22 protein-coding genes are annotated in these 22,616 nt (G+C 61.0%); 15 read left to right on the plus strand and 7 right to left on the minus strand.

Annotated features, from left to right (window positions below; translation table 11 throughout):
• Window positions 1–68: 68 nt before the first annotated feature.
• Complete coding sequence (locus RZS28_RS16820; protein ID WP_407338877.1) at window positions 69–278, plus strand: hypothetical protein; 210 nt, start codon at window positions 69–71, stop codon at window positions 276–278.
• A gap of 33 nt (window positions 279–311) precedes the next feature.
• On the opposite strand, the gene RZS28_RS16825 is transcribed toward RZS28_RS16820, so the two are convergent.
• Complete coding sequence (locus RZS28_RS16825; protein ID WP_407338878.1) at window positions 312–1,940, minus strand: CTP synthase; 1,629 nt, start codon at window positions 1,938–1,940, stop codon at window positions 312–314.
• Between the two features lie 171 nt (window positions 1,941–2,111).
• A complete protein-coding gene (secG, locus tag RZS28_RS16830) occupies window positions 2,112–2,495 on the minus strand; it encodes a preprotein translocase subunit SecG (protein WP_407338879.1) in 384 nt (127 codons plus the stop codon).
• Window positions 2,496–2,902: 407 nt separating this feature from the next.
• Between secG and RZS28_RS16835 the strand changes: the two genes are divergently transcribed.
• The 4 genes from RZS28_RS16835 to RZS28_RS16850 all read left to right on the plus strand — a co-directional run bounded on the left by RZS28_RS16835 (window position 2,903) and on the right by RZS28_RS16850 (window position 5,306).
• Window positions 2,903–3,046 (plus strand): hypothetical protein, encoded by a 144-nt coding sequence (locus tag RZS28_RS16835; protein WP_407338880.1) that lies wholly within the window; start codon window positions 2,903–2,905, stop codon window positions 3,044–3,046.
• A gap of 148 nt (window positions 3,047–3,194) precedes the next feature.
• Window positions 3,195–3,716, plus strand: a complete 522-nt coding sequence (locus RZS28_RS16840; RefSeq protein WP_407338881.1) for a hypothetical protein — start codon at window positions 3,195–3,197, stop codon at window positions 3,714–3,716.
• Complete coding sequence (locus RZS28_RS16845) at window positions 3,716–4,606, plus strand: ParA family protein (RefSeq protein ID WP_407338882.1); 891 nt, start codon at window positions 3,716–3,718, stop codon at window positions 4,604–4,606. Before RZS28_RS16840 ends, RZS28_RS16845 begins: the two co-directional genes overlap by 1 nt.
• Entirely contained in the window at window positions 4,596–5,306 is a 711-nt protein-coding gene (locus tag RZS28_RS16850; RefSeq protein WP_407338883.1) for a hypothetical protein, read from the plus strand. The genes RZS28_RS16845 and RZS28_RS16850 overlap by 11 nt, the downstream gene beginning before the upstream one ends.
• Before the next feature lie 4 nt (window positions 5,307–5,310).
• On the opposite strand, the gene tpiA is transcribed toward RZS28_RS16850, so the two are convergent.
• Window positions 5,311–6,102 carry a triose-phosphate isomerase gene (gene tpiA / locus RZS28_RS16855; RefSeq protein WP_407338884.1) on the minus strand — a complete coding sequence of 264 codons (792 nt, stop codon included), beginning with the start codon at window positions 6,100–6,102 and terminating at the stop codon, window positions 5,311–5,313.
• A gap of 123 nt (window positions 6,103–6,225) precedes the next feature.
• Here tpiA and RZS28_RS16860 point away from each other — a divergent pair, with 123 nt between their 5' ends.
• From RZS28_RS16860 to RZS28_RS16905, 10 genes are all read left to right on the plus strand, one after another.
• Complete coding sequence (locus RZS28_RS16860) at window positions 6,226–8,151, plus strand: SurA N-terminal domain-containing protein (protein ID WP_407338885.1); 1,926 nt, start codon at window positions 6,226–6,228, stop codon at window positions 8,149–8,151.
• A gap of 9 nt (window positions 8,152–8,160) precedes the next feature.
• A complete protein-coding gene (trpE, locus tag RZS28_RS16865) occupies window positions 8,161–9,678 on the plus strand; it encodes an anthranilate synthase component I (protein ID WP_407338886.1) in 1,518 nt (505 codons plus the stop codon).
• Between the two features lie 97 nt (window positions 9,679–9,775).
• Window positions 9,776–10,693 (plus strand): hypothetical protein, encoded by a 918-nt coding sequence (locus tag RZS28_RS16870; RefSeq protein WP_407338887.1) that lies wholly within the window; start codon window positions 9,776–9,778, stop codon window positions 10,691–10,693.
• A 65-nt stretch (window positions 10,694–10,758) separates the two neighbouring features.
• The gene (locus tag RZS28_RS16875) at window positions 10,759–11,364 is read left to right on the plus strand and encodes an anthranilate synthase component II (RefSeq protein WP_407338888.1); all 606 of its coding nucleotides are present in this window, start codon (window positions 10,759–10,761) and stop codon (window positions 11,362–11,364) included.
• Between the two features lie 9 nt (window positions 11,365–11,373).
• Window positions 11,374–12,444 (plus strand): anthranilate phosphoribosyltransferase, encoded by a 1,071-nt coding sequence (gene trpD / locus RZS28_RS16880; RefSeq protein ID WP_407338889.1) that lies wholly within the window; start codon window positions 11,374–11,376, stop codon window positions 12,442–12,444.
• Window positions 12,441–13,283: an indole-3-glycerol phosphate synthase TrpC gene (gene trpC / locus RZS28_RS16885; RefSeq protein WP_407338890.1), complete on the plus strand. Its 843-nt coding sequence runs from the start codon at window positions 12,441–12,443 to the stop codon at window positions 13,281–13,283. Before trpD ends, trpC begins: the two co-directional genes overlap by 4 nt.
• A 37-nt stretch (window positions 13,284–13,320) precedes the next feature.
• A complete protein-coding gene (moaC, locus tag RZS28_RS16890; protein ID WP_407338891.1) occupies window positions 13,321–13,821 on the plus strand; it encodes a cyclic pyranopterin monophosphate synthase MoaC in 501 nt (166 codons plus the stop codon).
• Entirely contained in the window at window positions 13,818–15,050 is a 1,233-nt protein-coding gene (glp, locus tag RZS28_RS16895) for a gephyrin-like molybdotransferase Glp (protein ID WP_407338892.1), read from the plus strand. The genes moaC and glp overlap by 4 nt, the downstream gene beginning before the upstream one ends.
• 262 nt (window positions 15,051–15,312) lie before the next feature.
• The gene (gene aqpZ, locus RZS28_RS16900; protein WP_407338893.1) at window positions 15,313–16,008 is read left to right on the plus strand and encodes an aquaporin Z; all 696 of its coding nucleotides are present in this window, start codon (window positions 15,313–15,315) and stop codon (window positions 16,006–16,008) included.
• Window positions 16,009–16,277: 269 nt separating this feature from the next.
• Window positions 16,278–17,309, plus strand: coding sequence for a cysteine synthase A (locus RZS28_RS16905; protein ID WP_407338894.1), 1,032 nt, complete (start codon window positions 16,278–16,280; stop codon window positions 17,307–17,309).
• 15 nt (window positions 17,310–17,324) lie between these two features.
• On the opposite strand, the gene scpB is transcribed toward RZS28_RS16905, so the two are convergent.
• The 4 genes from scpB to argS all read right to left on the minus strand — a co-directional run bounded on the left by scpB (window position 17,325) and on the right by argS (window position 22,548).
• Window positions 17,325–18,107: an SMC-Scp complex subunit ScpB gene (gene scpB / locus RZS28_RS16910; protein ID WP_407338895.1), complete on the minus strand. Its 783-nt coding sequence runs from the start codon at window positions 18,105–18,107 to the stop codon at window positions 17,325–17,327.
• 20 nt (window positions 18,108–18,127) lie between these two features.
• Window positions 18,128–18,931 carry a segregation and condensation protein A gene (locus RZS28_RS16915; protein ID WP_407338896.1) on the minus strand — a complete coding sequence of 268 codons (804 nt, stop codon included), beginning with the start codon at window positions 18,929–18,931 and terminating at the stop codon, window positions 18,128–18,130.
• Window positions 18,932–19,124: 193 nt separating this feature from the next.
• On the minus strand, window positions 19,125–20,543 hold the full coding sequence (locus RZS28_RS16920) for an SPOR domain-containing protein (RefSeq protein WP_407338897.1): 1,419 nt from the start codon (window positions 20,541–20,543) through the stop codon (window positions 19,125–19,127).
• Between the two features lie 229 nt (window positions 20,544–20,772).
• Complete coding sequence (gene argS, locus RZS28_RS16925; RefSeq protein ID WP_407338898.1) at window positions 20,773–22,548, minus strand: arginine--tRNA ligase; 1,776 nt, start codon at window positions 22,546–22,548, stop codon at window positions 20,773–20,775.
• Between the last annotated feature and the right edge of the window lie 68 nt (window positions 22,549–22,616).

Consider the following 22,616-nt stretch of genomic DNA (forward strand, 5'->3'; position numbering starts at 1 on the left):
GCCAGAGGCTTGGTCCCGTTCTTGCTAAAATTTGGTCGAAAACGGCGCGCAGCCCCAAGGCGGAGCCAATGACCTCAGATTGTCCGGCGGAGGCCGCAGACTACCGCCTGTTCTTTCTTGACGACCAAGGCCGCATCAGGAAATCGAAGGCGCTCGATTGCAACAATGACGACGCGGCGATCGAGCACGCGCGCGGGCTGGCCGACGGGCGGACGCTCGAACTCTATGACGGTTGTCGGCTTGTGTTCAGGATCTTGCGCGCGGAGCAGGTCGGCTGACGCCTTGGGAGAACGGAACGTTCTCGAACAAGATCACACGAGCCGCGATTGCTCGAGCGCCGCCGCGATGAAGCTGGCGAAGAGCGGGTGAGGCTCGAAAGGCCGCGATTTCAGCTCGGGATGAAATTGCACCCCGATGAACCAAGGGTGATCGCTGAGCTCCACCGTCTCGGGCAAAAGCCCGTCGGGGGAAAGGCCGGAGAAGGTGAGGCCCTTATCAGCTAGCCGATCACGATAGGCGGTGTTGACTTCGTAGCGATGCCTATGCCGCTCGGAGATCTCGGTCTTTCCATAAATGCGGGCGATCTTCGAGCCGGGCGCGAGCAGCGCGCGATAGGCGCCGAGCCGCATGGTTCCGCCGAGGTCTCCTTCGGCCGCGCGGATCTGCAATTCATTGCCGTGCATCCACTCGGTCATAAGGCCGACGACAGGCTCCTTGGTTGGACCGAATTCGGTGGAGTTCGCCTCGGGGATTCCCGCCAAGGAGCGCACCGCCTCGATCACCGCCATCTGCATCCCGAAACAGATCCCGAAGAAAGGCACTTTGCGCTCGCGGGCGAAGCGCGCCGCGAGGATTTTTCCTTCGGCGCCGCGCTGGCCGAACCCGCCAGGAACGAGAATGCCGTGCACATCATCGAGATGAGGCGCGGGATCGGCGCCCTCGAAAATTTCCGACTCGATCCAATCGAGCCTCACCTTGACCCGATTGGCGATGCCGCCATGACTCAAAGCTTCGATGAGGGATTTGTAAGCATCCTTGAGCCCGGTGTATTTGCCGACGATCGCGATCGTGACTTCGCCTTCTGGATTGTGAATGCGCTCCATCACCGCATTCCAGCGGCTCATGTCCGGCTTTGGCGCGGGCTCGATCCCGAAAGCGGCGAGGACCTCCTGGTCGAGGCCCGCGGCATGATAGGCGCGCGGCGCGTCATAGATGGAGGCGACGTCCCTCGCCTCGATGACCGCGCTTTCGCGCACATTGCAGAAGAGGCCGAGCTTACGGCGCTCCTCGCGCGGGATCTCACGCTCGGTGCGGCAAAGAAGGATGTGCGGCTGAATGCCGATCGAGCGCAATTCCTTGACCGAATGCTGGGTTGGCTTGGTCTTAAGCTCGCCGGCGCTCGGAATGTAAGGCAGAAGCGTGAGATGGATGTAGATCGCATGCGAGCGCGGCAGGTCATTGCCGAGCTGCCGGATAGCTTCGAAGAAAGGCAGGCCCTCAATATCCCCGACCGTTCCGCCAATCTCGACCAGGACAAAATCGACGCCCTCATTGCCGTTCAGGACGAAATCCTTGATCGCATTGGTCACATGCGGAATGACCTGGACGGTCGCGCCAAGGTAATCGCCGCGACGCTCCTTGGCGATGATCCCCTGATAGATCCTGCCGGTCGTGATATTGTCTTCCCGCACCGCCGGCCGGCCGGTGAACCGTTCATAATGGCCGAGGTCGAGATCGGTCTCGGCGCCGTCGTCGGTGACGAACACTTCGCCGTGCTGATAGGGGCTCATCGTCCCCGGGTCGATGTTGAGATAAGGGTCCAGCTTGCGTAAGCGCACGGTATAGCCGCGCGCCTGCAGCAACGCTCCTAGAGCCGCCGACGCGAGCCCTTTGCCGAGCGAAGACACCACGCCGCCGGTGATGAAAATATACCGCGCCATGGGCCTTGAGGGTTATCCTGTTTCCGCTCATTTGGGGAGCCGATATATGCTCTCCCTCTCGTCATCCACACAAATGTCGCCAAGCGAAGCTCTTTGACGAAAGCGTGAACGAGCGCCGACCTTATTCTCTTGTCATGAACCGCCGAAATCGCGCAACGCGGCGCGCTGGAGCTACTTGCCGCCTGGCGCGCTCGGCTGGTCCGAAGCCGGCCCCTGCTGGCGCTGCTCCTCCAACTGTTTCAATTGATCAAGCAGATTATTTTGGACCGGAGCCTGCGCCGGCGCTTCCCCTGCCGGCGCTGCAGGCGGCGCGCTTTGAATGAGGGTGGCCGGCGCCTGATTCAGCTTGGCGAGAACGGTCAAGCCAAGGCTCGTCGCGAAAAATAAGGCCGCGAGGATGGCCGTCGCGCGCGTCAGGACATTGGCCTGGCCGCGGCCCGTCATGAAGCCGCTGCCGCCGACGCCTAAGGCGCCGCCTTCCGAACGCTGCAGGAGCACGGTCACGACAAGGGCGACCACGATCATGAGGTGAATGACGATCAAGACCGACTGCATGACAATTTTTTCTCCGTGAGCGACTGGCGCCGCTGCTAAAGCATGTTCCGACCAAGGGGAAATTCCCGCAGGCTTGGCCGACCCTGCTCCAAGCGCTGGCGTCGCCTGACGCAAAATTCACCTGGCGGGCGTCACCGACGTGGCCTCATTCGACCCGCAGCCGCGTCCCTATTAGTCGCCTGAATCCAATTCTGCGCTCTTTTGCGCTGATCCGAATTCGTTTTCAAGTGGCGGTTCTCACCGTCCTGCGCGGGGCTCGAAAAAAGCGAAATATACATTACGCAACTGGCGACTTTTATTTTTGATAAATCATATGTAGATTGCAAATATTCAAAATTGAATGCCCCACGCAGCGCTCCCCTTCCCGCCCCCCAGATGACGAAGCCGCATTCGAGACTGAAATCCTGATGAGTTCTGCGCAAATTACGCCAGAGGTCCTGGGAAAGCATATTCTGGCCTTGCTGCCTCAGGACGGGACTCCAGTGCTGAATCGGGTCATGCGGGTCATGCTGTCGCGCGAATTCGAAACGCAAATCGAGCCGACTCTTTAATTTCACGGCGCGTGATCTCCTTCTTCAGCGGGGAAAAGTCGGAAGGCTTCGCGGACAGAGCGGCCAGATTTTTCTTTCCGCGCCGCCGCCCCTCGTCGCCCAGGACGCGCGGCCAGAGGCTTCCGAGCCTTGGCCGGAAGCACGCCTGATGCAGCCATTGCGGGCCTATCTCGAAGGCGCGTTTCGCCGAGGACTCGATCTTCCCGCCGATGGAATAGTGACCGTGCAGGATACCTCCGCGATGGGATCGGCGAAAGGCCGCTGGACTCGTCCGGACTTCATCTTGATCAGCGCCATGCGATTCAAGTTTCTGCCCGGCGCGCAAGTCGATGTGCACAGCTTCGAGCTAAAGACCGAATCCGGCGGCTCCGTGCCCGCTGTTCATGAAGCTCTGGCGCAAACCCGCTTCACCCATTTCGGCCATCTCGTCTGGCATTTGCCGGAACGATCCAAGGCGGAGGCGCGGCTCGCTGAAATCGAGGATCAATGCGAAGAGCACGGAATCGGCTTGATTCGAATGCGGGATCCCTCTTCGGACGGAGGCTGCGAGATCCTTGTCGATCCCGCTCGCAAGAAGACCCTTCCGGCCGCGATCGAAGGATTTCTGGAGGCGCGACTCACGAGCGAGCAGAAAGAGCGCCTTGCGGGCGTGGTGCGGGGAAGCGGGTAATGGCGGGCAAGCTGATCTCGGTCGCGAATATGAAAGGCGGCGTCGGCAAGACGACGACGGTGGTCAGCCTCGCCGAGGCGCTCGCCGCCGACAATCCCGCCGCGTCCATCCTCGTCGTCGATCTCGATCCCCAGGCCAGCGCGTCGGTCTGTCTCGCGGGCGATGATATACTGGCGAAGATGATCAGAGACGGAAATACGATTGATGGTTTTCTTGAGGATCGCCTGGTAACTCAAGATAAGTCGAAGTCCCTGAAAATCCGCGGGTCTGTCAGCAGTACATGCCACGCAGGCAATCCTCTCAAAATTTCCCTTGTTCCCTGCGGGCCGCAACTCCGTATTGTGGAGCGCAACATTGTGTATCTGCTCACCGCAAGAAACCTTGCAATGGCGGCGATCGAACAGAAAATATGGAAATTGTTTGAGACAGAAATTTTGCCGCTAAGTAACTTGTATGACTATATTATTTTCGATTGTCCTCCCGGCATTTCGACGATAAGCGAGGTCGCCATCCGGGCAAGCGATCTTGTTCTTGTGCCGACGATTCCGGATTTTATCTCCGTTTATGGATTAAGGGCATTTTACCAAATTCTTTGGCAAACGCGAACCGCTGGACTTCCTCTCCCGAAGCTGCTGCCTCAAGTCCTTATTACACGGTTCCAAAGAAACCTTAAGCAGCACAAAGAGTATGTCGAACGGTTAGAAGCTTCAGCAAAACTCAAAGATCCGATGATTTGCGTGCTTGAGACCAAAGTACAGCAGGCCGCCGCCCTAGCCGAGGCTCTTAGCAAAGGCGATGAAATCCCAACATTCAACCGGAAGTACAAAGGCGTGACCTCGATGCTCGACCAACTCGTCCAAGAGTTGAAGGGAGTTCTTCATGGCAATTGAAATCGACGGCCTGACAGTCCTTCGCGCAATCGTAGCAACCCCTCTAATTTTCCCGGACGCTGCTGCGGAGATCAATAGTCTGGCGCGAAAACTAGTCGCCGGCCAACTCAAGCCGACAACGACAAATCTGGAAAGACTGCGGGACATTTATCGTGTGATTGGCGGTGAAGTCTTTGCGCATGTCCTCGAAGGACAAGCTGATTCGACTAGCGCGGCTCTCGTAAAAAAATTGGACAAGGACAATCCAGACCTTAAGACCGCGCCCGCCGTCCGCCTACGTCAGCTACTTGTCGAACTCGCGAGCGGCGCGGCGGAACCGGTGGGGAAACCCGTTAAGCCGGCGCCGAGCAAACCAAAAACAAGTGGTAAAGCGAAGGCAGCCGCTTTGACAGTTGAGCAAAAAGCCATTGGCGCCACACTTAAAGACAAAGGCATAAGTCTCGAGAAGGCGCGCGCTATTTGGCGAAATGCTGGGGAAGAAAATTTCAAGCTCGTTCTAGGAGGCTTAACGGAAAAGCAAACGGCGGACCTCGCCAAAAGACTCGATAAAGATAACTCGGAACTCAAAGGGGCGACATCAGATTGGTGCCGACAACGGATCGCCGACCTCGCAAGAGCCGCCGCCGAACCCGTCTTCAAAAACATCATGGAGAGCAAGGCTATGGCGGCAAAACGGACCACAACGCCCGAGGCCAATTAACGCCTCACCCCGCCTTCGCCGCTTGTCGATAGACGCCGGCGATCGCCATGAAATCCTTGAAAGTCAAGCTGCCGCCGCCCACGAGGAAGCCGTCGACGTCGTCGACGGCCATCAATTCCGCGGCATTGTCCGGCTTCACCGATCCCCCATAAAGAATCCGTATTTTGTCGCCCTGCCCCGGCAGATGGTCGTTGATCCTCGCGCGAATGAATCGATGCATCTCGGCGATGTCATGCGGAGTCGGCGTGAGGCCGGTGCCAATCGCCCAAACCGGCTCATAGGCGATAACTAGGCCTTCCGAGGCGGACGAATTTGGAATCGAGCCGGTCAGTTGCGCGCCGACGGTCGGCAAAGCCTCGCCAGCCTCCCGTTCGGCTTTGGTTTCGCCGACGCAGACAATCGCGGTCAAGCCGGCCCGGAATGCGGCGCAGGCTTTTTCGCGCACGCTCTCATCCCCCTCATTATGACCGGACCGGCGTTCGGAATGGCCGAGAATCACATAGGAGGCGCCCGCATCCTTCAGCATTTCAGCTGAAATATCGCCGGTGAAAGGACCGCTCGGCGCGCTATGGCAATCTTGGCCGCCTATTGCGACCGGAGATCCTTCACAGATCGCCGCCGCCGCCATGATCAAGGTCGCCGGCGGACAGATGACGAGTTCCGCCTCGCCCGCTCCGCCCCCGGCCGCCGCCGCGCATGTCTTGGCGATCTCCGGGAGAGCCTCGCGCAGGCCGTGCATCTTCCAGTTTCCGGCCACGAGCGGGCGCAGCCGAGGCGAAACTTGTCTATCTGGCATGAATGTGTTTCCGATTTTGGCGGGTCGGCGCCGCGTTGCATGCGCGAGGCCATCTTCTTATAGTCCCGCCCGAATTTGTAAAAGCCCGGCAAAGCCCCTCCTCCCGAAAGAGACATATTCGACATGCTCGAGAAATTGCGCGCCGCAACGCAAGGCTGGATCGGCCGCTCCATCATGGCGATCGTGATGGGCCTGATCATTTTGAGCTTCGTCATATGGGGCATTGGCGATATTTTCCGCGGCTTCGGGGCCAATAAGCTGGCGCAGGTGGGCGGCGTTGAGATCACCGCCGACGCCTTTCACAACGCCTATCAGAGCCAGCTGCAGCGTCTGCAGCGGCAGTTGCGGCGCAATGTCACCAATGAGGAAGCGCGCCAGTTCGGCATCGACCGGCAGACGCTGTCCCGCCTCATCGCCAACGCCGCGCTCGATCAACAAGCGGGCGCGCTCAACCTCGCCATCAGCGATCAGGAGATCGCCAAGGCGATCACCAACGACCCTACGTTCAAGGGACCCGGCGGCCGGTTCGATCGCGTGCGCTTTGAAGAGGTTCTGCGTGACAATGGCCTGAACGAAAAGGGATTCGTGCGCGAGCAGCGCGCCTTTTATTTACGCCAGGAAATCACCGATGGTCTGACGCATGGACTGCAATTGCCGAAGGCCATGCTGGAGGCCATTCATCGCTATCAGACGGAAAGCCGCAGCGTCGATTATATCGTCCTTCCCGCCTCGGCCGCCGGCGTCGTTCCCACTCCTTCGCAGGACGAGCTGAAAAAATATTTTGATGACCGCGAACAAAATTACAGCACCTCCGAATATCGCGGCCTCGTGGTCCTGACGCTGACGCCCGCCGAGATCGCGAAGCCTGAAAGCGTTTCCGACGCCGACGCGCAGAAACGCTACGAGGAAGTCAAGACGGAGCGTTTCGGAGCGCCGGAAAAGCGTGCGATCGAGCAGATTCTTTACGCCGACGACTCGGGCGCTGCGGAAGCCCGCGCAAAGCTAGATAGTGGAAAGACCTTCGATGACCTTCTGAAAGAAAAGAACTTGACGCAAAAGGACGCGAGCCTTGGCGTCGTGACGCGCGACGGTTTGGTCGACAAGAGCGTCGCCGCGGCGGCTTTCGCGCTTCCCGAAGGTCAGGTCAGCGCGCCGATCAAGGCGCAATTCGGCACTGTCCTTTTGCGCGTCGACAAGATTATTCCTACGAGCGTCAAGCCATTCTCCGAAGTCGCGGCGGATCTCAAGCGCGAGATCGCCTTGCAGGGCGCTCGGGCGGAGGTCGCGCGGCTTCATGACGCGATCGAGGATCAACGCGCCTCTGGCAAATCATTGACCGAAGCCGCGAAAAGCGTCGGCCTCGAGCCGCGGGCGCTCGCCGCCGTAGACAAAGTCGGCGCCGACCTGCAGGGAGCGCCTGTCGCGGATCTGCCGAACGCCCAGGCCTTGCTGAAGGCCGTTTTCGCCTCTGACATAGGGGTCGACAATGACACATTGAGGGCCGGCGAAGGCGGCTATCAATGGTTTGAGGTCGCAAATATAGACAAGGCCCGGCAGAAGAGCTTCGACGAAGTCAAGGACGAGGTCGAAAAATCCTGGCGCGCCGACGAGACGGCGAAGCTCTTGGCGGCAAAAAGCGCGGAGCTAGCCAAGAGACTTGAGGCCGGAGAATCCGTTGCGGCGATCGCGGCCGAGGGCAATCTTGCGATCAAGCATGCGACCAATGTGAAGCGAAGCGGGGCCGGCGCGCCATCTGCGCAAGAGCTCACGCCGCCGGTGGTCGCGCAAATATTCAACGTCGGCCTGCGCGGCGCGGGTTCCGCCCGGACGGAAGACGGCGGCCGACTTCTGTTCCAGGTCACAGGCGCCGAGGTCCCCGCAATCGATTTTAGCGCCCCGGATCTCGTCGCCATATCGGCTGAGGTCAAGAACGGGCTCGCCGATGACGTGCTGGCGCAATATTTGACCAAGCTCGAGGACGATCTCGGCGTGAAGGTGAACATGCAGGCGTTCGCCGCCGCCGCCGGCGCTTCGCCCGACGATTATTAAGCGAAGCTTATGTTCGAACCTTCCCGGGACGCCTATGCGAAAAGCTACGAGGCGGGTCAGCCGCGCCTCGTCTCGGCCCGCCTCATCGCCGATCTGGAGACGCCGGTCTCCGCCTTTTTGAAACTGTCGGCGGGCCGGGCCGGCGGCGCCTTTCTGCTCGAATCGGTAGAAGGAGGCGCAACGCGCGGCCGCTATTCCATGATCGGCCTCGACCCGGACATTCTATGGCGCGCCTTCGGCGACAGAGCGGAGATTAATCGACGCGCGCTGATCGATCCACATGGCTTCACGCCTTGCGTCGAAGCGCCGCTGGCGGCGCTGCGCAGCCTCATCGCCGAATCTCGGATTGAGGAGCCGGAAGATTTGCCGCCTATGGCCGCCGGCGTATTCGGCTATCTTGGCTATGACATGGTGCGCCAGATGGAGCGTCTCGGCGCGGCGAAGCCCGACCCGATCGGAACGCCGGACGCCGTGATGATGCGCCCGACCGTCATAGTCGTCTTCGATGCGGTGAAGGAAGAGATTTTTGTCGTCACGCCGTTGCGTCCAGAGCCGGACGTCGCCTTTCGCGCGGCCTATGATCGCGCTCTCGAACGCATCGAGGCCGTGGTCGCCACGCTCGAAGGGCCGCTCGCGCATGAAGCCGTCTGCGCGGATCCATATCTCGCGGCGGGCCAGCCGCGTTCGAACACCGAGGAAAAGCGCTTCCATGAGATGGTCGAGCGCGCCAAGGATTATATTCGCGCCGGAGATATTTTTCAGGTCGTGCTGTCGCAGCGCTTTTCGGCGCCCTTCGCGCTGCCGGCCTTTTCGCTCTATCGCGCGCTTCGGCGCGTCAATCCTTCTCCCTTTCTCTGCTATCTCGATTTCGGGCCTTTCCAGATCGTCTGCTCGAGCCCGGAAATTCTCGTCCGCGTGCGCGAGGGGAAAGTGACGATTCGTCCGATCGCCGGCACGCGGTGGCGCGGCAAGACGAAGCAAGAGGACGAGCGTCTCGCTTGCGAGCTCCTCAGCGATGAAAAGGAGCGCGCCGAGCATCTCATGCTGCTCGATCTTGGCCGCAACGATGTCGGGCGCGTCGCTCAAATCGGCTCGGTCGAGGTGACCGAAAAATTCGTCGTCGAGCGCTATAGCCATGTCATGCACATCGTTTCGAACGTCGAGGGCGCGCTCGACCGCCGGCATGACGTCATTGACGCGCTTTGCGCCGGCTTTCCGGCAGGTACGGTTTCCGGCGCGCCGAAAGTGCGGGCGATGGAGATCATCGACGAGCTCGAGACCGACAAGCGCGGCATTTACGGCGGCTGCATCGGATATTTCGGCGCCTCAGGCGAGATGGACACTTGCATCATTCTGCGCACCTCGGTCGTCAAGGATGGAATGATGCACGTCCAGGCCGGCGCTGGCGTCGTGTATGATTCCGATCCGGCCTATGAGCAGCGCGAATGCGTCAATAAGGCGCAAGCCCTTTTTCGCGCCGCGGAAGAGGCGGTCCGTTTCGCGACCAGGATCAAGCGCGGACAATGATGACGCGAGAGGCCAAAATCTTGCTTGGCGGGTGGCAAACACACCACTGAGCCGATGTCAGTCCCGGCGGCGCTGGCATGATTCGGGACCATCGCCAATGCAAATCGACTATTCTGTCTTATCGAAAGACGGACTGATTATTTATCCTGATGGTCTCGCAGCCAGCGCGAATGGCTCGGGCTACAATGCAAGCGCGGCTCAGGAATTTTTGGATTCCGACCGCGATTTTCCGGAAATTGTCGGACTTGTTCCAAATTTGTCGGAATTCACCGTTGGCGACGACTATAACGTCGGCGCATTCGAGATCAAAGGGCAGGATAGCAGCATTACCTGCGTTCCCCGCAATTTGGCCCACCTTCTGCCGACAACGCGATTGATCATTGATGATTTCTACTTGCATGCAGGTCGGAAAGTGGCCGACCAATGTCAAATCAGCTTGCAGTTTTTTCGCGCCAGCTACGAGCAGGGACAACATTTATTATTTGATCGCATTCATAGACACGCGACCGAAGGCAAAATGGTGATTTACGTCGTAACCGCGATAGACGCGGGGAATTCAGAGGACCCCGAAGCGCTCGGCACAGAATTCTATGCTCCGCAGGTCATGGGAAAGCGGATTAGCCGGGCGCAAAGAGCCGCCTCGCCATCTGATTTTCTGCAACAATTCATCAGTCGCGGAATTGTCGCGGCGCCCGGCGGCGCCATCGTTCGCTTTAGCGAAAACACTTTGCATGCCGCGCCCGATCTCGCTCACGCGTTGACTGCAAACGCCAGCCTCTGGAGCCAGCCAAGCGAGGGGACCATCAGGCGGAGCTTGTTGAATATCATCGCAAGCTACAAGCTGCCCGACGGAACTGTGTACGGTCGAACAAGGCCGCCGAACCACCACCGTCCATCGCCAGTCGACAAGATTGAGGAACGGCGCGACGAATATTTCGCCGCCGCTCAGCGCCTTCTGGTTTCTCCGGTTGGGACCGCCCCAAACATTCAAAAGGTTGCAAGACGCGGAGCATAGGGGATGCGCCTTGACGTCGGTGCGGGAGCGGCCCAAAACAGCCGTCCCGAAGACGAAATGCGCACATGGCCGCGATCACGCTTATTGACAATTACGACAGTTTCACCTGGAACCTGGTGCATTGCCTCGGTTCGCTCGGCGCGGTTGTAACCGTGCATCGCAACGACAAGGTGAGCGTCGCCGAGATCATGTCCGCTTCGCCGGAAGCGATCGTCCTTTCCCCGGGCCCCTGCCGGCCGAGCGACGCCGGGATTTGTCTCGACCTCATCAAGGCGGCCGGCGCGGCGATTCCGATCTTCGGCGTTTGCCTCGGCCATCAGGCTTTGGGCGAGGCCTATGGCGGCGAGGTCATTCGCGCGCCGACGCCGGTGCATGGGAAGATGGCCACTATCGACCATCACGGCGAGACGGTCTTCCGCGGCATCAACGGAGCTTTTCAAGCCGTGCGATATCATTCATTGGTCGTGCGAGCCGACACGCTCCCGGATGACCTCGGCGTCACCGCCGAGACCGATGGGTTGGTCATGGGGCTTTCGCATAAGCGCTTTCCCGCGCATGGCGTGCAATTTCATCCCGAAAGCATTGCGTCCGAACATGGTTTGCGGATTTTTGACAATTTCCTCGATCTGGCGGCGCAATGGAACCGGACCAGACGGCGAGCCGGACATTGAGGATTTGACATGGACGCGTTCAAGCCGCTGATCGCCAAGGTCGCGACTGGGTCGAGCCTGACGGAGGTTGAGTCCGAGACTGCGTTCCATCATATTTTTTCGGGCGAGGTCACCCCGGCCCAGCTCGGCGGCTTCCTGATGGCTTTGCGGGTGCGCGGCGAAACGATCGAGGAGATTGCCGGCGCCGTCAATGCGATGCGGGCGAAAATGCTGCGGGTCGATGCGCCGGCGCGCACGATGGATATCGTCGGCACCGGGGGCGACGGGCACGGAACCTTCAATGTCTCGACTCTGGCGGCATTGATCGTCGCCGCCTGCGGCGTCCCGGTGGCCAAGCACGGCAATCGCGCCGCGTCCTCGAAATCCGGCTCGACCGACGTCCTCGGCGCGCTCGGGGTCCGGACCGGCCTCGCGCCCGAGGAGGTTGCAGCCTGCGTCGCGGAGGCGGGCATCGGTTTTATGACCGCGCAGACGCATCACGCCGCAATGCGCCATGTCGCGTCCGCGCGGGTTGAGCTCGGCGCCCGCACCATTTTCAACCTGCTCGGCCCGCTCGCCAATCCCGCCGGCGTCAAATATCAGCTGCTCGGCGTGTTCGCGGCGAGCTGGCTCGAGCCTCTCGCGCAAGTGTTGCGCCGACTTGGATCCGAGCGCGTCTGGCTGCTGCATGGAGCGGATGGTCTCGACGAGGCGACCACTACCGGCCCGACCTTCGTCACTGCGCTAGAAGACGGCGCAATTCGTTCATTCGAGATTACGCCGGAAGCCGCCGGGCTCCCCCGCGCCTCGCTCGCCGATCTCGCCGGGGGCGATCCCGCCCACAATGCGGCGGCGCTTAAAGCGGTGCTCGATGGCGCCAAGACGCCTTATCGCGATATAGCCGTCTTGAATGCGGCGGCGGCGCTCGTCGTCGCCGAAAGAGCCGCTGATTTGAAAGAGGGCGCGGCTCTCGCGGCGGCGGCCATTGACCAAGGGGCCGTGGCCGACACCCTCTCAAAGCTCGTGAAGATTTCGAACCGCGCCGCGCCGCGTTCCGGCGCCTCAGCTTTCCCGGCCAACGCGACAAGGCGAAGTTCATGACCGACATCTTGAAGACGATAGAGGCCTATAAGCGCCGCGAAATCGCCCAGGCGAAAGTGCGAATGCCCTTCGAGACATTGGCGCGCAAGGCGCATGATCATGATCCGCCGCGCGGTTTCCTCAAGGCGATCGAAGCAAAACACGAGACCGGCCATTTCGCCTTGATCGCCGAGATCAAGAAAGCCAGTCCGTCGAAAGGATTGATCCGGGCCGATTTCGATCCTTCCGCGCTCGCCCGCGCCTATGACGCCGGAGGGGCGACTTGTCTGTCGGTGCTCACCGACAAGCCTTCGTTCCAAGGCGATCTCCCCGACCTTGAGGCGGCGCGGCGGGCGACGCATTTGCCTTGCCTTCGTAAGGACTTCCTCTTTGATCCTTACCAGGTTTATGAAGCGCGGGCCTATGGCGCCGATTGCATCTTGATCGTCATGGCCTGCGTCAGCGACGCGGAAGCGAGCGCCTTGACCCGCGCCGCCCATGATCTCTCGATCGACATTCTCGTCGAGGTCCATGAAGAGGCGGAGCTCGCGCGCGCGCTGAGTCTCGAAACAAAGCTTATCGGCGTCAATAATCGGGATTTGCGCACGTTCAAGACATCCATTGAGGTTTGCGAACGGCTCGCGGAAAAAATTCCGCCGGATCGGGTCGTAGTCGCCGAGAGCGGCATAGCGACCCATCAGGATTTTCTGCGCCTGCAAGCCCATGGAATATCGACTTTCCTTGTCGGCGAGAGCCTGATGCGCCACAAAGATGTGACTGCGGCGACACGTGATCTTCTGACCGGCCAAGCGCCGCATGCCCCGCACGCGCAAGACAAACGCGAACATGGATTGCTCTGAGAACGCGTCCGGCAGTGCGGCTTTTCCATCAACAAACATGACCTTAGCGCCTCATCTCACCCATCTTTCGGCCGCTGGCGAAGCCAATATGGTCGATATTTCCGGCAAGGCCGCGACCGAACGCGTCGCGGTCGCGGAAGGCAGGGTCGTCATGCGGATGGAGACGCTGGAGTTCGCTTTGTCGGGGAACGCCAAGAAGGGCGACGTCTTCGCGACGGCGCGCGTCGCCGGAATCATGGCGGCGAAGAAAACCCATGATTTGATCCCGCTTTGTCATCCCTTGCTGCTAACCAACATTGGCGTGGATTTCGAGGCGGATCCCGCCCTGCCGGGAATCCGGGTGCGCGCGCTCGCTAAAGTGGGCGGCCAGACCGGCGTTGAAATGGAGGCGCTGACGGCGGTTTCGGTCGCGTGCCTGACGATCTATGACATGCTGAAGGCAGTGGATCGCGGCATGCGCATCGATGCGATCGAACTCGTGCAAAAGAGCGGGGGCAAATCGGGAGATTGGACGCGAGAGGAGATTTCGCCCCAATGAACGCGCTGCCCCCATTGTCTGTCGCGGATGCGCGCGCGCGCATCCTTACGGAGGTCGCGCCGGATCGTCCGATCGAAATCGTCCCTTTGGCCCGGGCGCTTGGCCGAACCTTGGCGAAAGATCTCGCGTCCAGGCGAACCCAGCCGCCGAAAGCCGTTTCGGCGATGGACGGTTACGCCGTGCGCGCCGCCGATCTCGCCGAACTGCCGGTAAAGCTGAGGCGGATAGGCGAGAGCGCGGCGGGTCATGGCTTTTCGGGGCGGCTTGGCGCGCGGGAAACCGTGCGGATCTTTACGGGCGCGCCTGTGCCGGACGGCGCCGATGCGATCCTCATCCAGGAGGACGCCCGCGCCGAAGCCGGTTTGATCGAGCCTTTACGAAGCGTTGGGGAAGGCGCCTATGTCCGCCCGAAAGGCCTCGACTTTGTCGAGGGGGAGGTCTTGCTTTTGCGCGGGAGGCACCTCGGCCCGAATGAGATCGCGCTCGCGGCGGCGATGAATCATGCCGAATTGGCTGTGACGCGGCGCCCTCGCGTAGGCATTCTTGCGACCGGAGATGAACTGGTTGCGCCTGGCCAAAACATCGGCGCCGATCAAATCGTCGCCTCGAACTCCTTCGCCGTGGCGGCGCTCGTCGAAAGCGCGGGCGGCGAGCCGATCGATCTCGGCATTGCCGCGGACTCGTTCGAAGCTCTCGAAACCGGCGTCAGGGCGGCGCGCGACGTAAGGGCGGACGTTCTTGTGACGCTGGGTGGCGCTTCGGTCGGCGATCACGATCTCGTCAAGCCGGCGCTCGCCAAGGAAGGAATGGAGCTCGGCTTCTGGCGGATCGCCATGCGCCCCGGCAAACCATTGATCCATGGAAGGCTCGGGCCGATGACCATCCTCGGTCTGCCGGGCAACCCGGTCTCCGCGATCGTCGCGGGCCTGCTCTTTCTGTGGCCTCTCGTCCGGGCCTTGTCTGGCGATCCGAAGGCTGGAGAGGAAGCGAGCGAGCCGGCTGTGCTTGGCGATGCGGTAAGCGCCAACGACGGCCGACAGGATTATTTGCGCGCGACGCTTGCGCCGAGCGCGACGGGCTTGCCTGCGGCGAGGCCATTCGAGGCGCAGGACTCTTCGCTTCTCAAGGTGCTCGCGCAGGCGCAATGCCTCGTGATCCGCGCGCCCTATGCGCCAGCGGGCAAGGCGGGCGATCCCTGCCGGATCATCCGCTTGCCGGGCGCTCGGTAATCGCCTGACGACCACAGCGTGAGATATTTGAGGCCGACGCTTTGGAACTCCGAGCCCAGCTTTAGCATTAAAAATAGAATTGCAGCGTGCGGCGCCATTGAAGCGGACGCAAGCTATTGAATTAACGTATATTTTTAGACCTGTCGCTTTCTGCGCGTGTTCGCTCATGAGTAATTCGACGCGACGGTCGTTCTGATTAATCGAAAGGAGCTGATTTTACAAATACTTGTATATAATTTTTAACCTAAAAGGGGCGGAAACTATGACATTCATCCGGCGCGTCCTCGCAGAATTTCTCGGCACCTTCTGGCTCACTTTCGGAGGCTGCGGCGCAGCGGTCATCTCCGCCGCCTATCCGCAGCTGGGGATCGGCTTCATAGGTGTGGCCTTTGCTTTTGGGCTCACAGTTCTGACTGGCGTCTATGCGGTCGGGAATATTTCCGGCGGCCATTTCAATCCTGCGGTGACTGTCGGCCTATGGGTGGGAGGCCGGTTTTCAACCCTCTATGTGCTGCCCTATATCGTCGTGCAGGTGCTCGGCGCGGTGGCCGCGGCGGCTATCCTCAAAATTGTGGCGGAAGGCCAGCCGGATTTCGTTCTTGGCCGTTTCGCTTCGAACGGCTATGGCGATTTGAGCCCTGGACACTACACGCTCTTGTCCGCCGCGATCATCGAACCGATCCTGGCGTTCTTCTTTTTGTTCGTCATCATGGGGGCCACCTCGCCGAGCGCGCCCGCTGGATTTGCAGGGCTTGCGATCGGCCTTGCCTTGACGCTGATTCACCTCATCTCGATCCCGATCACCAACACGTCCGTTAACCCGGCGCGAAGCACGGGGCCCGCACTTTTCGCTGGAGCGGAATATGTCAAACAGCTTTGGTTCTTCTGGGCCGCGCCGATCGGCGGCGCCGTGATCGCCGGCTTGGTTGGCCGCCTCCTCTATCGGGAGCCGCATTAGAGGTTGACCTGAACCTTTTGATTTAACAACTCTATCGGCTACGAGGGCAGACTGGCGGGTCCAAGTCTTTCGGTGCCGACTGGACTGCGTTGGTCTCTCGCGCCCTCCTTTCAGCTCGCGCCTTAAAGCCTTGGCCGGCTGAGGCTGCCGCCTCAGCCCCATTCGGGCTCGTCAACACAGCGAAAATCAATTGGCATAGGGCTTGAACGCTCGACACGGCGCTTGCGCGCGCTCTATAGTTTTTCGACAAAATTGCAGGACTTCACTTCATGAACTCAGCAGCAAACGTGATCGAGGCGATCGGGAAGACGCCTCTCATCAGGCTAAGGCACGCCTCGGAAACGACGGGCTGCACGATTCTCGGCAAAGCGGAGTTCATGAATCCGGGCGGATCGGTGAAGGATCGCGCCGCCCTCGCCATTATTCAGGACGCAGTTGGGCGCGGCGCCTTGAAACCCGGCGGCGTGATCGTCGAGGGCACTGCGGGAAATACAGGGATCGGCCTCGCTCTCGTCGCTAATGCGCTCGGCTACAAAACCGTGATCGTCATTCCGGACACGCAGAGCCAGGAAAAGAAAGACCTGCTGCGGTTGCAAGGCGCTGAATTGATCGAGGTGCCGGCAGTCCCCTATTCCGACCCCAACAATTACGTGAAGCTTTCCGGCCGGCTGGCAGAACGACTCGCCAAGGAGCACCCGGCCGGGGCGATCTGGGCCAATCAATTTGACAATGTCGCCAATCGCCAAGGCCATCTGGACACGACCGGACCCGAAATCTGGACGGGGACGGAGGGCAAGATCGACGGCTTCACCTGCGCCGTCGGCACGGGCGGAACGCTCGCCGGCGTCGCCCTGGCTCTGAAGGCGAAGAACGCCAATATCAAGATCGCGATTTCCGATCCTTTGGGAGCGGCTCTTTATTCCTATTATACGAGCGGCGAATTGAAATCGGCGGGCTCCTCGATCACGGAGGGGATAGGCCAAGGCCGGATCACCGCCAATCTTCAGGATGCGCCGATCGATCTCGCCTATCAAATCAGCGATGAGGAAGCGCTGCCGATCGTGTTCGATCTCGCCGAACACGAGGGCCTTCTGCTCGGCGGCTCGTCAGGGATCAATGTCGCCGGAGCAATCCGCCTCGCAAAGGATCTTGGGCCCGGCCATACGATCGTGACGATCCTCGCCGATTCCGGGGCGCGCTATCAATCGAAGCTCTTCAATCCCGAATTCTTGCGCTCGAAAAATCTCCCGGTTCCGGCCTGGACGGAGCGCAAGCCTTCGATCAAGCCGGATTTCATTTGATCAGCCCGAGAGGTCCTACGTTTCCCTCTCCAAGGGTTCATCCAGCATTGAATCGTCCTGCGCGGGCGTCTGGCCTTCCAGGTCTCGCTCCGAGATTTCAGGTGCGGGAGGCTCGACCGGTTCATCGGTGAGCGGGTCTTCGTCGGCGGCGAGGTCCGCCGCGTCCGACGGCTGAGGGATGCCGAAGCCCGGCGGAAGGCGGCCATCGAAAAGACCGGCGCCCTTCAGTTCTTCGAGGCCGGGAAGATCCGTGATTGCCTCAAGACCAAACTGAATGAGGAAAGCTTGCGTGGTCCCATAGGTGATTGGGCGGCCGGGCGCGCGCCTTCTGCCGCGCAGCCGGACCCAGCCGGTCTCCAGCAAAACGTCGAGCGTGCCCTTGGAAATTGCGACGCCGCGAATGTCCTCGATTTCAGCGCGCGTCACCGGCTGATGATAAGCGATGATCGCGAGCGTTTCGAGCGCCGCGCGGGAAAGCCGCTTCGGCTCGCCCTCGCCCGTGGCCAATAGCCAGGCGAGATCCGCCGCTGTTCGGAACATCCACGCGCCGCCCGCCCGCACCAGATTGACGCCGCGTGAGCTGTAATCCGCCTTCAGCGTCTCCAGAACCATCGCGGCCGTGACGCCGCGCGGCATGCGCTTTTCGATGTCCTGCTCAGAGAGCGGTTCGGCCGCGGCGAAGAGGAGCGCCTCGGCGATCCGCATGCCCTCAGCCAAGGCGGAGCTAATCTCGCCCAGCCCATCCTGTGGAGCGCCGTCATTGTCGTCTTCCCGAAAGAGTCTGGCGATTTCCGCCACGCGAGCCCCCTTTTTTCGCCTTAGGATTCGGCCTGATGCGGAGCGAGCGCCACGGCCGGAGTCTTGCGTTTGATCCAGAGCGGCGCGAAAGCCTCATCCTGCCGGAGAAGGATCACGCCCTCGCGCGCCATTTCGAGTGAGGCCGACAGCGCCGAGGCCCGGATTGTTCGGCGGCTTTCAGGCGTCGCACAATAGGCCGCGAGGAAAGAATCGAGCACCGTCCAATCGAGCGCCCGCCCAGCGAGTTTCTCCAGCTCGCCGCGCGCCTGAGCCAGCGACCAGACGAAACGCTGCTTCACCGTGACTCGCGTGAGCGCGTGCTTCTGGCGCCGCTGCGCATAGGCGGAGAGAAGGTCGTAAAGGCTCGCCCGCCACTGTGGCGCGCCGGATGCGTCAACCCGCTCCGGCTGGCCTCGCGCGAAAACATCTCGCCCCAAGCGGGGCCGATTGACGAGCGCTTCAGCGGCGGCGCGGATCGCCTCGAGACGACGCAGCCGCAATTGCAGCGCCTCGGCGAGTTCCTCAGCCGCGGGCTCTTCGCCTTTTTCCGCTCGTGGAAGGAGAAGCCGAGACTTTAAATAGGCGAGCCAGGCCGCCATGACGAGATAGTCGGCCGCCAGTTCGAGACGCAGGCTGCGGGCCGCCTCGACAAATTCGAGATATTGCTCGGCCAGCGCCAAAACCGAAATCTTGTGTAGATCCACTTTTTGCCGGCGCGCGAGATCAAGCAAGAGATCGAGCGGACCCTCGAAACCCTCGACATCGACCACGAATGAGGTTTCGCCTTTAACCTCGACCGTATCTTGCTCGAAACCCAAATCCAACGAACAGCGCTCCCTGGCCGAGGCGTCCGCCTCAACGCCGAACCTTGACGCGTTCAAACCTACCCCGCAACAAGGGTTTCACACAGGTTGAAGGTTTCCACAAAGTTCTCAACCGAAGCATGCGTTCCTTTGGTGCGCTCCAGGGCGCGCATTGGGCCGATCTCGCGCAGGTGAGACAGCCCAAACGCATGCTTCAGTTCTTGGCGACGAAACAAGCGCCTCCGCCGCTTTGAACCTTTTGACATAATGCGGTGGCCTCATCATGCGACAGATTCGGGACGCGCACGCGATAGACGGTCTTTTCGCCGATCGACGCCTTGCGGATCGCAGGATGAAAGCCCGACAATTCATTGCTGAGCTTCTTCATGAGCCTCACCTGGATGTCGCGCGCCTCCTGTTCCGATTCGGGCGCCGCGAGCTGGACAGAGAAAGCCCCGCCGCCTGCTTCGCTCGTCTTCGCCGTTCCTGGCGTGGCCTCGGCGACTTGAATGGGCTTGGCTTTGGCGGCAGTTGCTCCCTGCTGCGCGGGCTGGCCGGCATCGGCCCCTGCCGCGGGCGGGAGCTTAGGCGTCGTCGCGACCCGCGCGGTCGTCTTCGGAGTCGACGCTTTGGACGCATCGGCGGCCATGTGCTGAGCGGACTGTGCCGTACCCTGGGCGGGCATCTGCGGCGGCTTGTCGTTTGGAAGCACCGTGCCATCCGGCCGGACCGATACCGTTTTCACTTTTTTCGGCTCGATCAAAGCCGCAATGCTGAGCGGCTCGCTCTGGGTCTGCGCGCGAGGCTGCGGCTGGGCTGGCTCCGGCGGAGGCGGCACCGGAACGCTCGCGGCGCCGCCGCCGAGGCCATTGTCGGAACGCTGCCTGGCGCCGCCATAGGCGATCCCGCGCGGCGCCTTCTCGGCGGCTTGCGACAAGTCGACGGGTTGTTCGGCGTTGTTGACGAGCGCCACAGGGGTCGGTTGCGGCGATCTGTTCAGGATCGAGGCGTCCTCGCTCGGAACCTCCGCGCTGGCGGTTGTTTCGGGTTGTATCTTGGCGGGTCCGTCCGCCGCCCTGATTGTTGCGATTTCGCGAGGACCGGAAACGCTCCCTTTGAAGGCGAAACTTGCGCCTATGCCGGCGATTCCAATAACGATGATCCCCGCCATGAGATAAAGCGGGCGCTTTGACCTTATTTCGTCGTCGCCGCCGTCGCTGGGCTGAGACAATGCGGCGTCGTCTTCATAGCGCCAATGATCCGATCCGCCGTCAGCCTCCATGAAGGCGCTCAAGTCGTCGACGCCGGCCAGCGTCGACGCCGACCCTTGCCGATTTGCGCCGAGTAGCCCAGCCTCGATCGCGGCGAAATCGCCGCCGACGAGATTTTCTTGCGCTTCAAGACGCTCCCGCTCGTCGCGCCCGATGTGCTCGCCCTCGTCCCATATCTCAGCCGAATGGTGGACTGGCGGCTCGAATACGGTTCTGTATGGGTCTGCTTGCTCACCGTGAAGACGAGCAAGTTCGACGAGCGGATCGTCGTCCCTCCGGTTCCTGGAATCCGGCTGGCGCAAACGCCTTTCGAACTCCTCCAAATCGATCAATGGGCGCCGTTTCGCAACAGGCTCGCGCATGTCCTCTACCTCCTGCCGCGCGCACGCCATGGGCTATTTCGGCTCCATAGACGTCGCCGCGATTGTGGAGCCCGCTTCAGACGACGCCCTCTGGGGCGTCATGCGTCGCGGACGCTGCTCCTTTGCCGACAAATTCACGCGCCGACAAAGCCTTCGGCAAAACTGCGCCTCGACTCGGCGCGCCGGCGCACGGCTGATGCTCTCAGCCAGCGATTGGGCGGTTGAGTCCCTACCGCATTTCATCGGGAGCGCTGACCCCCAAAACGCTAAGTCCGGACGCGAGCACCGACGCCAATGCCCTTACCAAAGCCAGCCTCGCAAGGGTTAAATCTGGCTGTTCTTCATTAAGAAATCGTAATTGTGGCTGATCTTTGCCGCGAGTCCAATGCGAGTGCAAGCTTGACGCCAGTTCATGCAGGTAAAATGCGACTCTATGCGGCTCATGCGCCGAGGCGGCTGCTTCGACAATACGCGGAAACTGCGCGATGAGCTTGACGAGCTCCAGCTCCCCTTCGTCATCGAGCAGGCCTAGATCCGCCGCCGCGAGCGCCTCGGTTGATGTGTTAATACCGGAAATTGTCACAAGCGCCTGACGTAGCGCTGATTTCGCCCGCGCGTGGGCGTATTGGACGTAGAAGACAGGATTATCCTTCGATTGTTCAATTACTTTAGCCAGATCGAACTCTAAAGGCGTGTCATTCTTGCGAAAAAGCATCATGAAGCGCACCGCGTCGACGCCGACCTCATCGACCACCTCGCGGAGGGTCACGAAGTCGCCGGACCGCTTCGACATTTTCACCGGCTCGCCGGCGCGCATCAGTTTGACAAGCTGACAGAGCTTGACGTCGAGACTGGCCCTGCCCTCGGACAAAGCCTCGACCGCCGCCCGCATGCGTTTGACATAGCCGCCATGATCAGCGCCCCAGACATCGATCAAAACAGCGTAGCCGCGATCGATCTTTACTTTGTGATAGGCGATGTCGGACGCGAAATAGGTGTAGGACCCGTCCGATTTCAGCAAAGGCCGATCGACGTCGTCCCCGAATGCGGTTGATCTGAACAAGACCTGCTCACGATCCTCCCAATCCTCGATCTGCTGGCCTTTGGGCGGCGCCAGCCGTCCTTCATAAACGAGGCCGCGCCGGCGCAATTCGGCGATCGCCGCCGCCACCTGGTCGCCCTCGCTGCCGTGGGTCAGTGAGCGCTCCGAGAAAAACACCTCATGCTCGATATTGAGGGCGGCGAGATCGTCGCGGATCATCGCCATCATGCCGTCGATCGCAGCAGCGCGGACCCGTTCCAGCCATTCGCTTTCCGGCAGAGCGGTGAGCCGGTCGCCATGGTCTTGCGCAAGGGCTGCGCCGACGCCCTTTAGATATTCGCCCGGATAGAAGCCTTCGGGAATTTCGCCGATTGCCTCGCCTAGGGCCTCCCGGTAGCGCAAATGCGCGGAGCGGGCGAGAACGTCGACCTGCGCGCCTGCGTCGTTGATATAATATTCGCGCGTCACCGAATGTCCGGCGAACTCCAGCAGATTTGCAAGAGCGTCGCCGAACACTGCGCCGCGCCCATGGCCGACGTGCATCGGACCGGTCGGGTTCGCGGAAACATATTCGACATTGATCTTGAGGCCCGCGCTTTTTGCGGCTGGCCGGCCGAAGTCCGGCCCCTGCTCCAGCGCGGCGCGCAGAATTCGCGCGAAGACATGCGGTCTGACGCGAATATTGATGAAGCCGGGGCCGGCCACTTCGGCTTCGGCGACATCGGGGAGTTCGGCGAGCGCTACGGCGATCTCGACGGCGAGCTGGCGCGGATTGGCGAAGGCGGCTTTCGCCTCCTTGGCGTAAACCATGGCCGCATTGGCGGCGAGATCGCCATGCGAGGGATCGCGCGGGGGCTCGACGACAAAACGGCCGAGATCGAGATCGTCCGGCAAGCGTCCGCTCGCGACGATCCTCCGCAGGATCGCTGCGATATGGTCGTGAAACTCGGCAAACAGGTTCATTCAGTCCAACTTTGCTTCAACACGGGAAATGCTCGGCGCCCTGACCCGCAATTGGTCCCGCCACGCCA

It is taken from the genome of Methylocapsa polymorpha (genome assembly GCF_045689225.1).
GTDB lineage: Bacteria > Pseudomonadota > Alphaproteobacteria > Rhizobiales > Beijerinckiaceae > Methylocapsa > Methylocapsa polymorpha.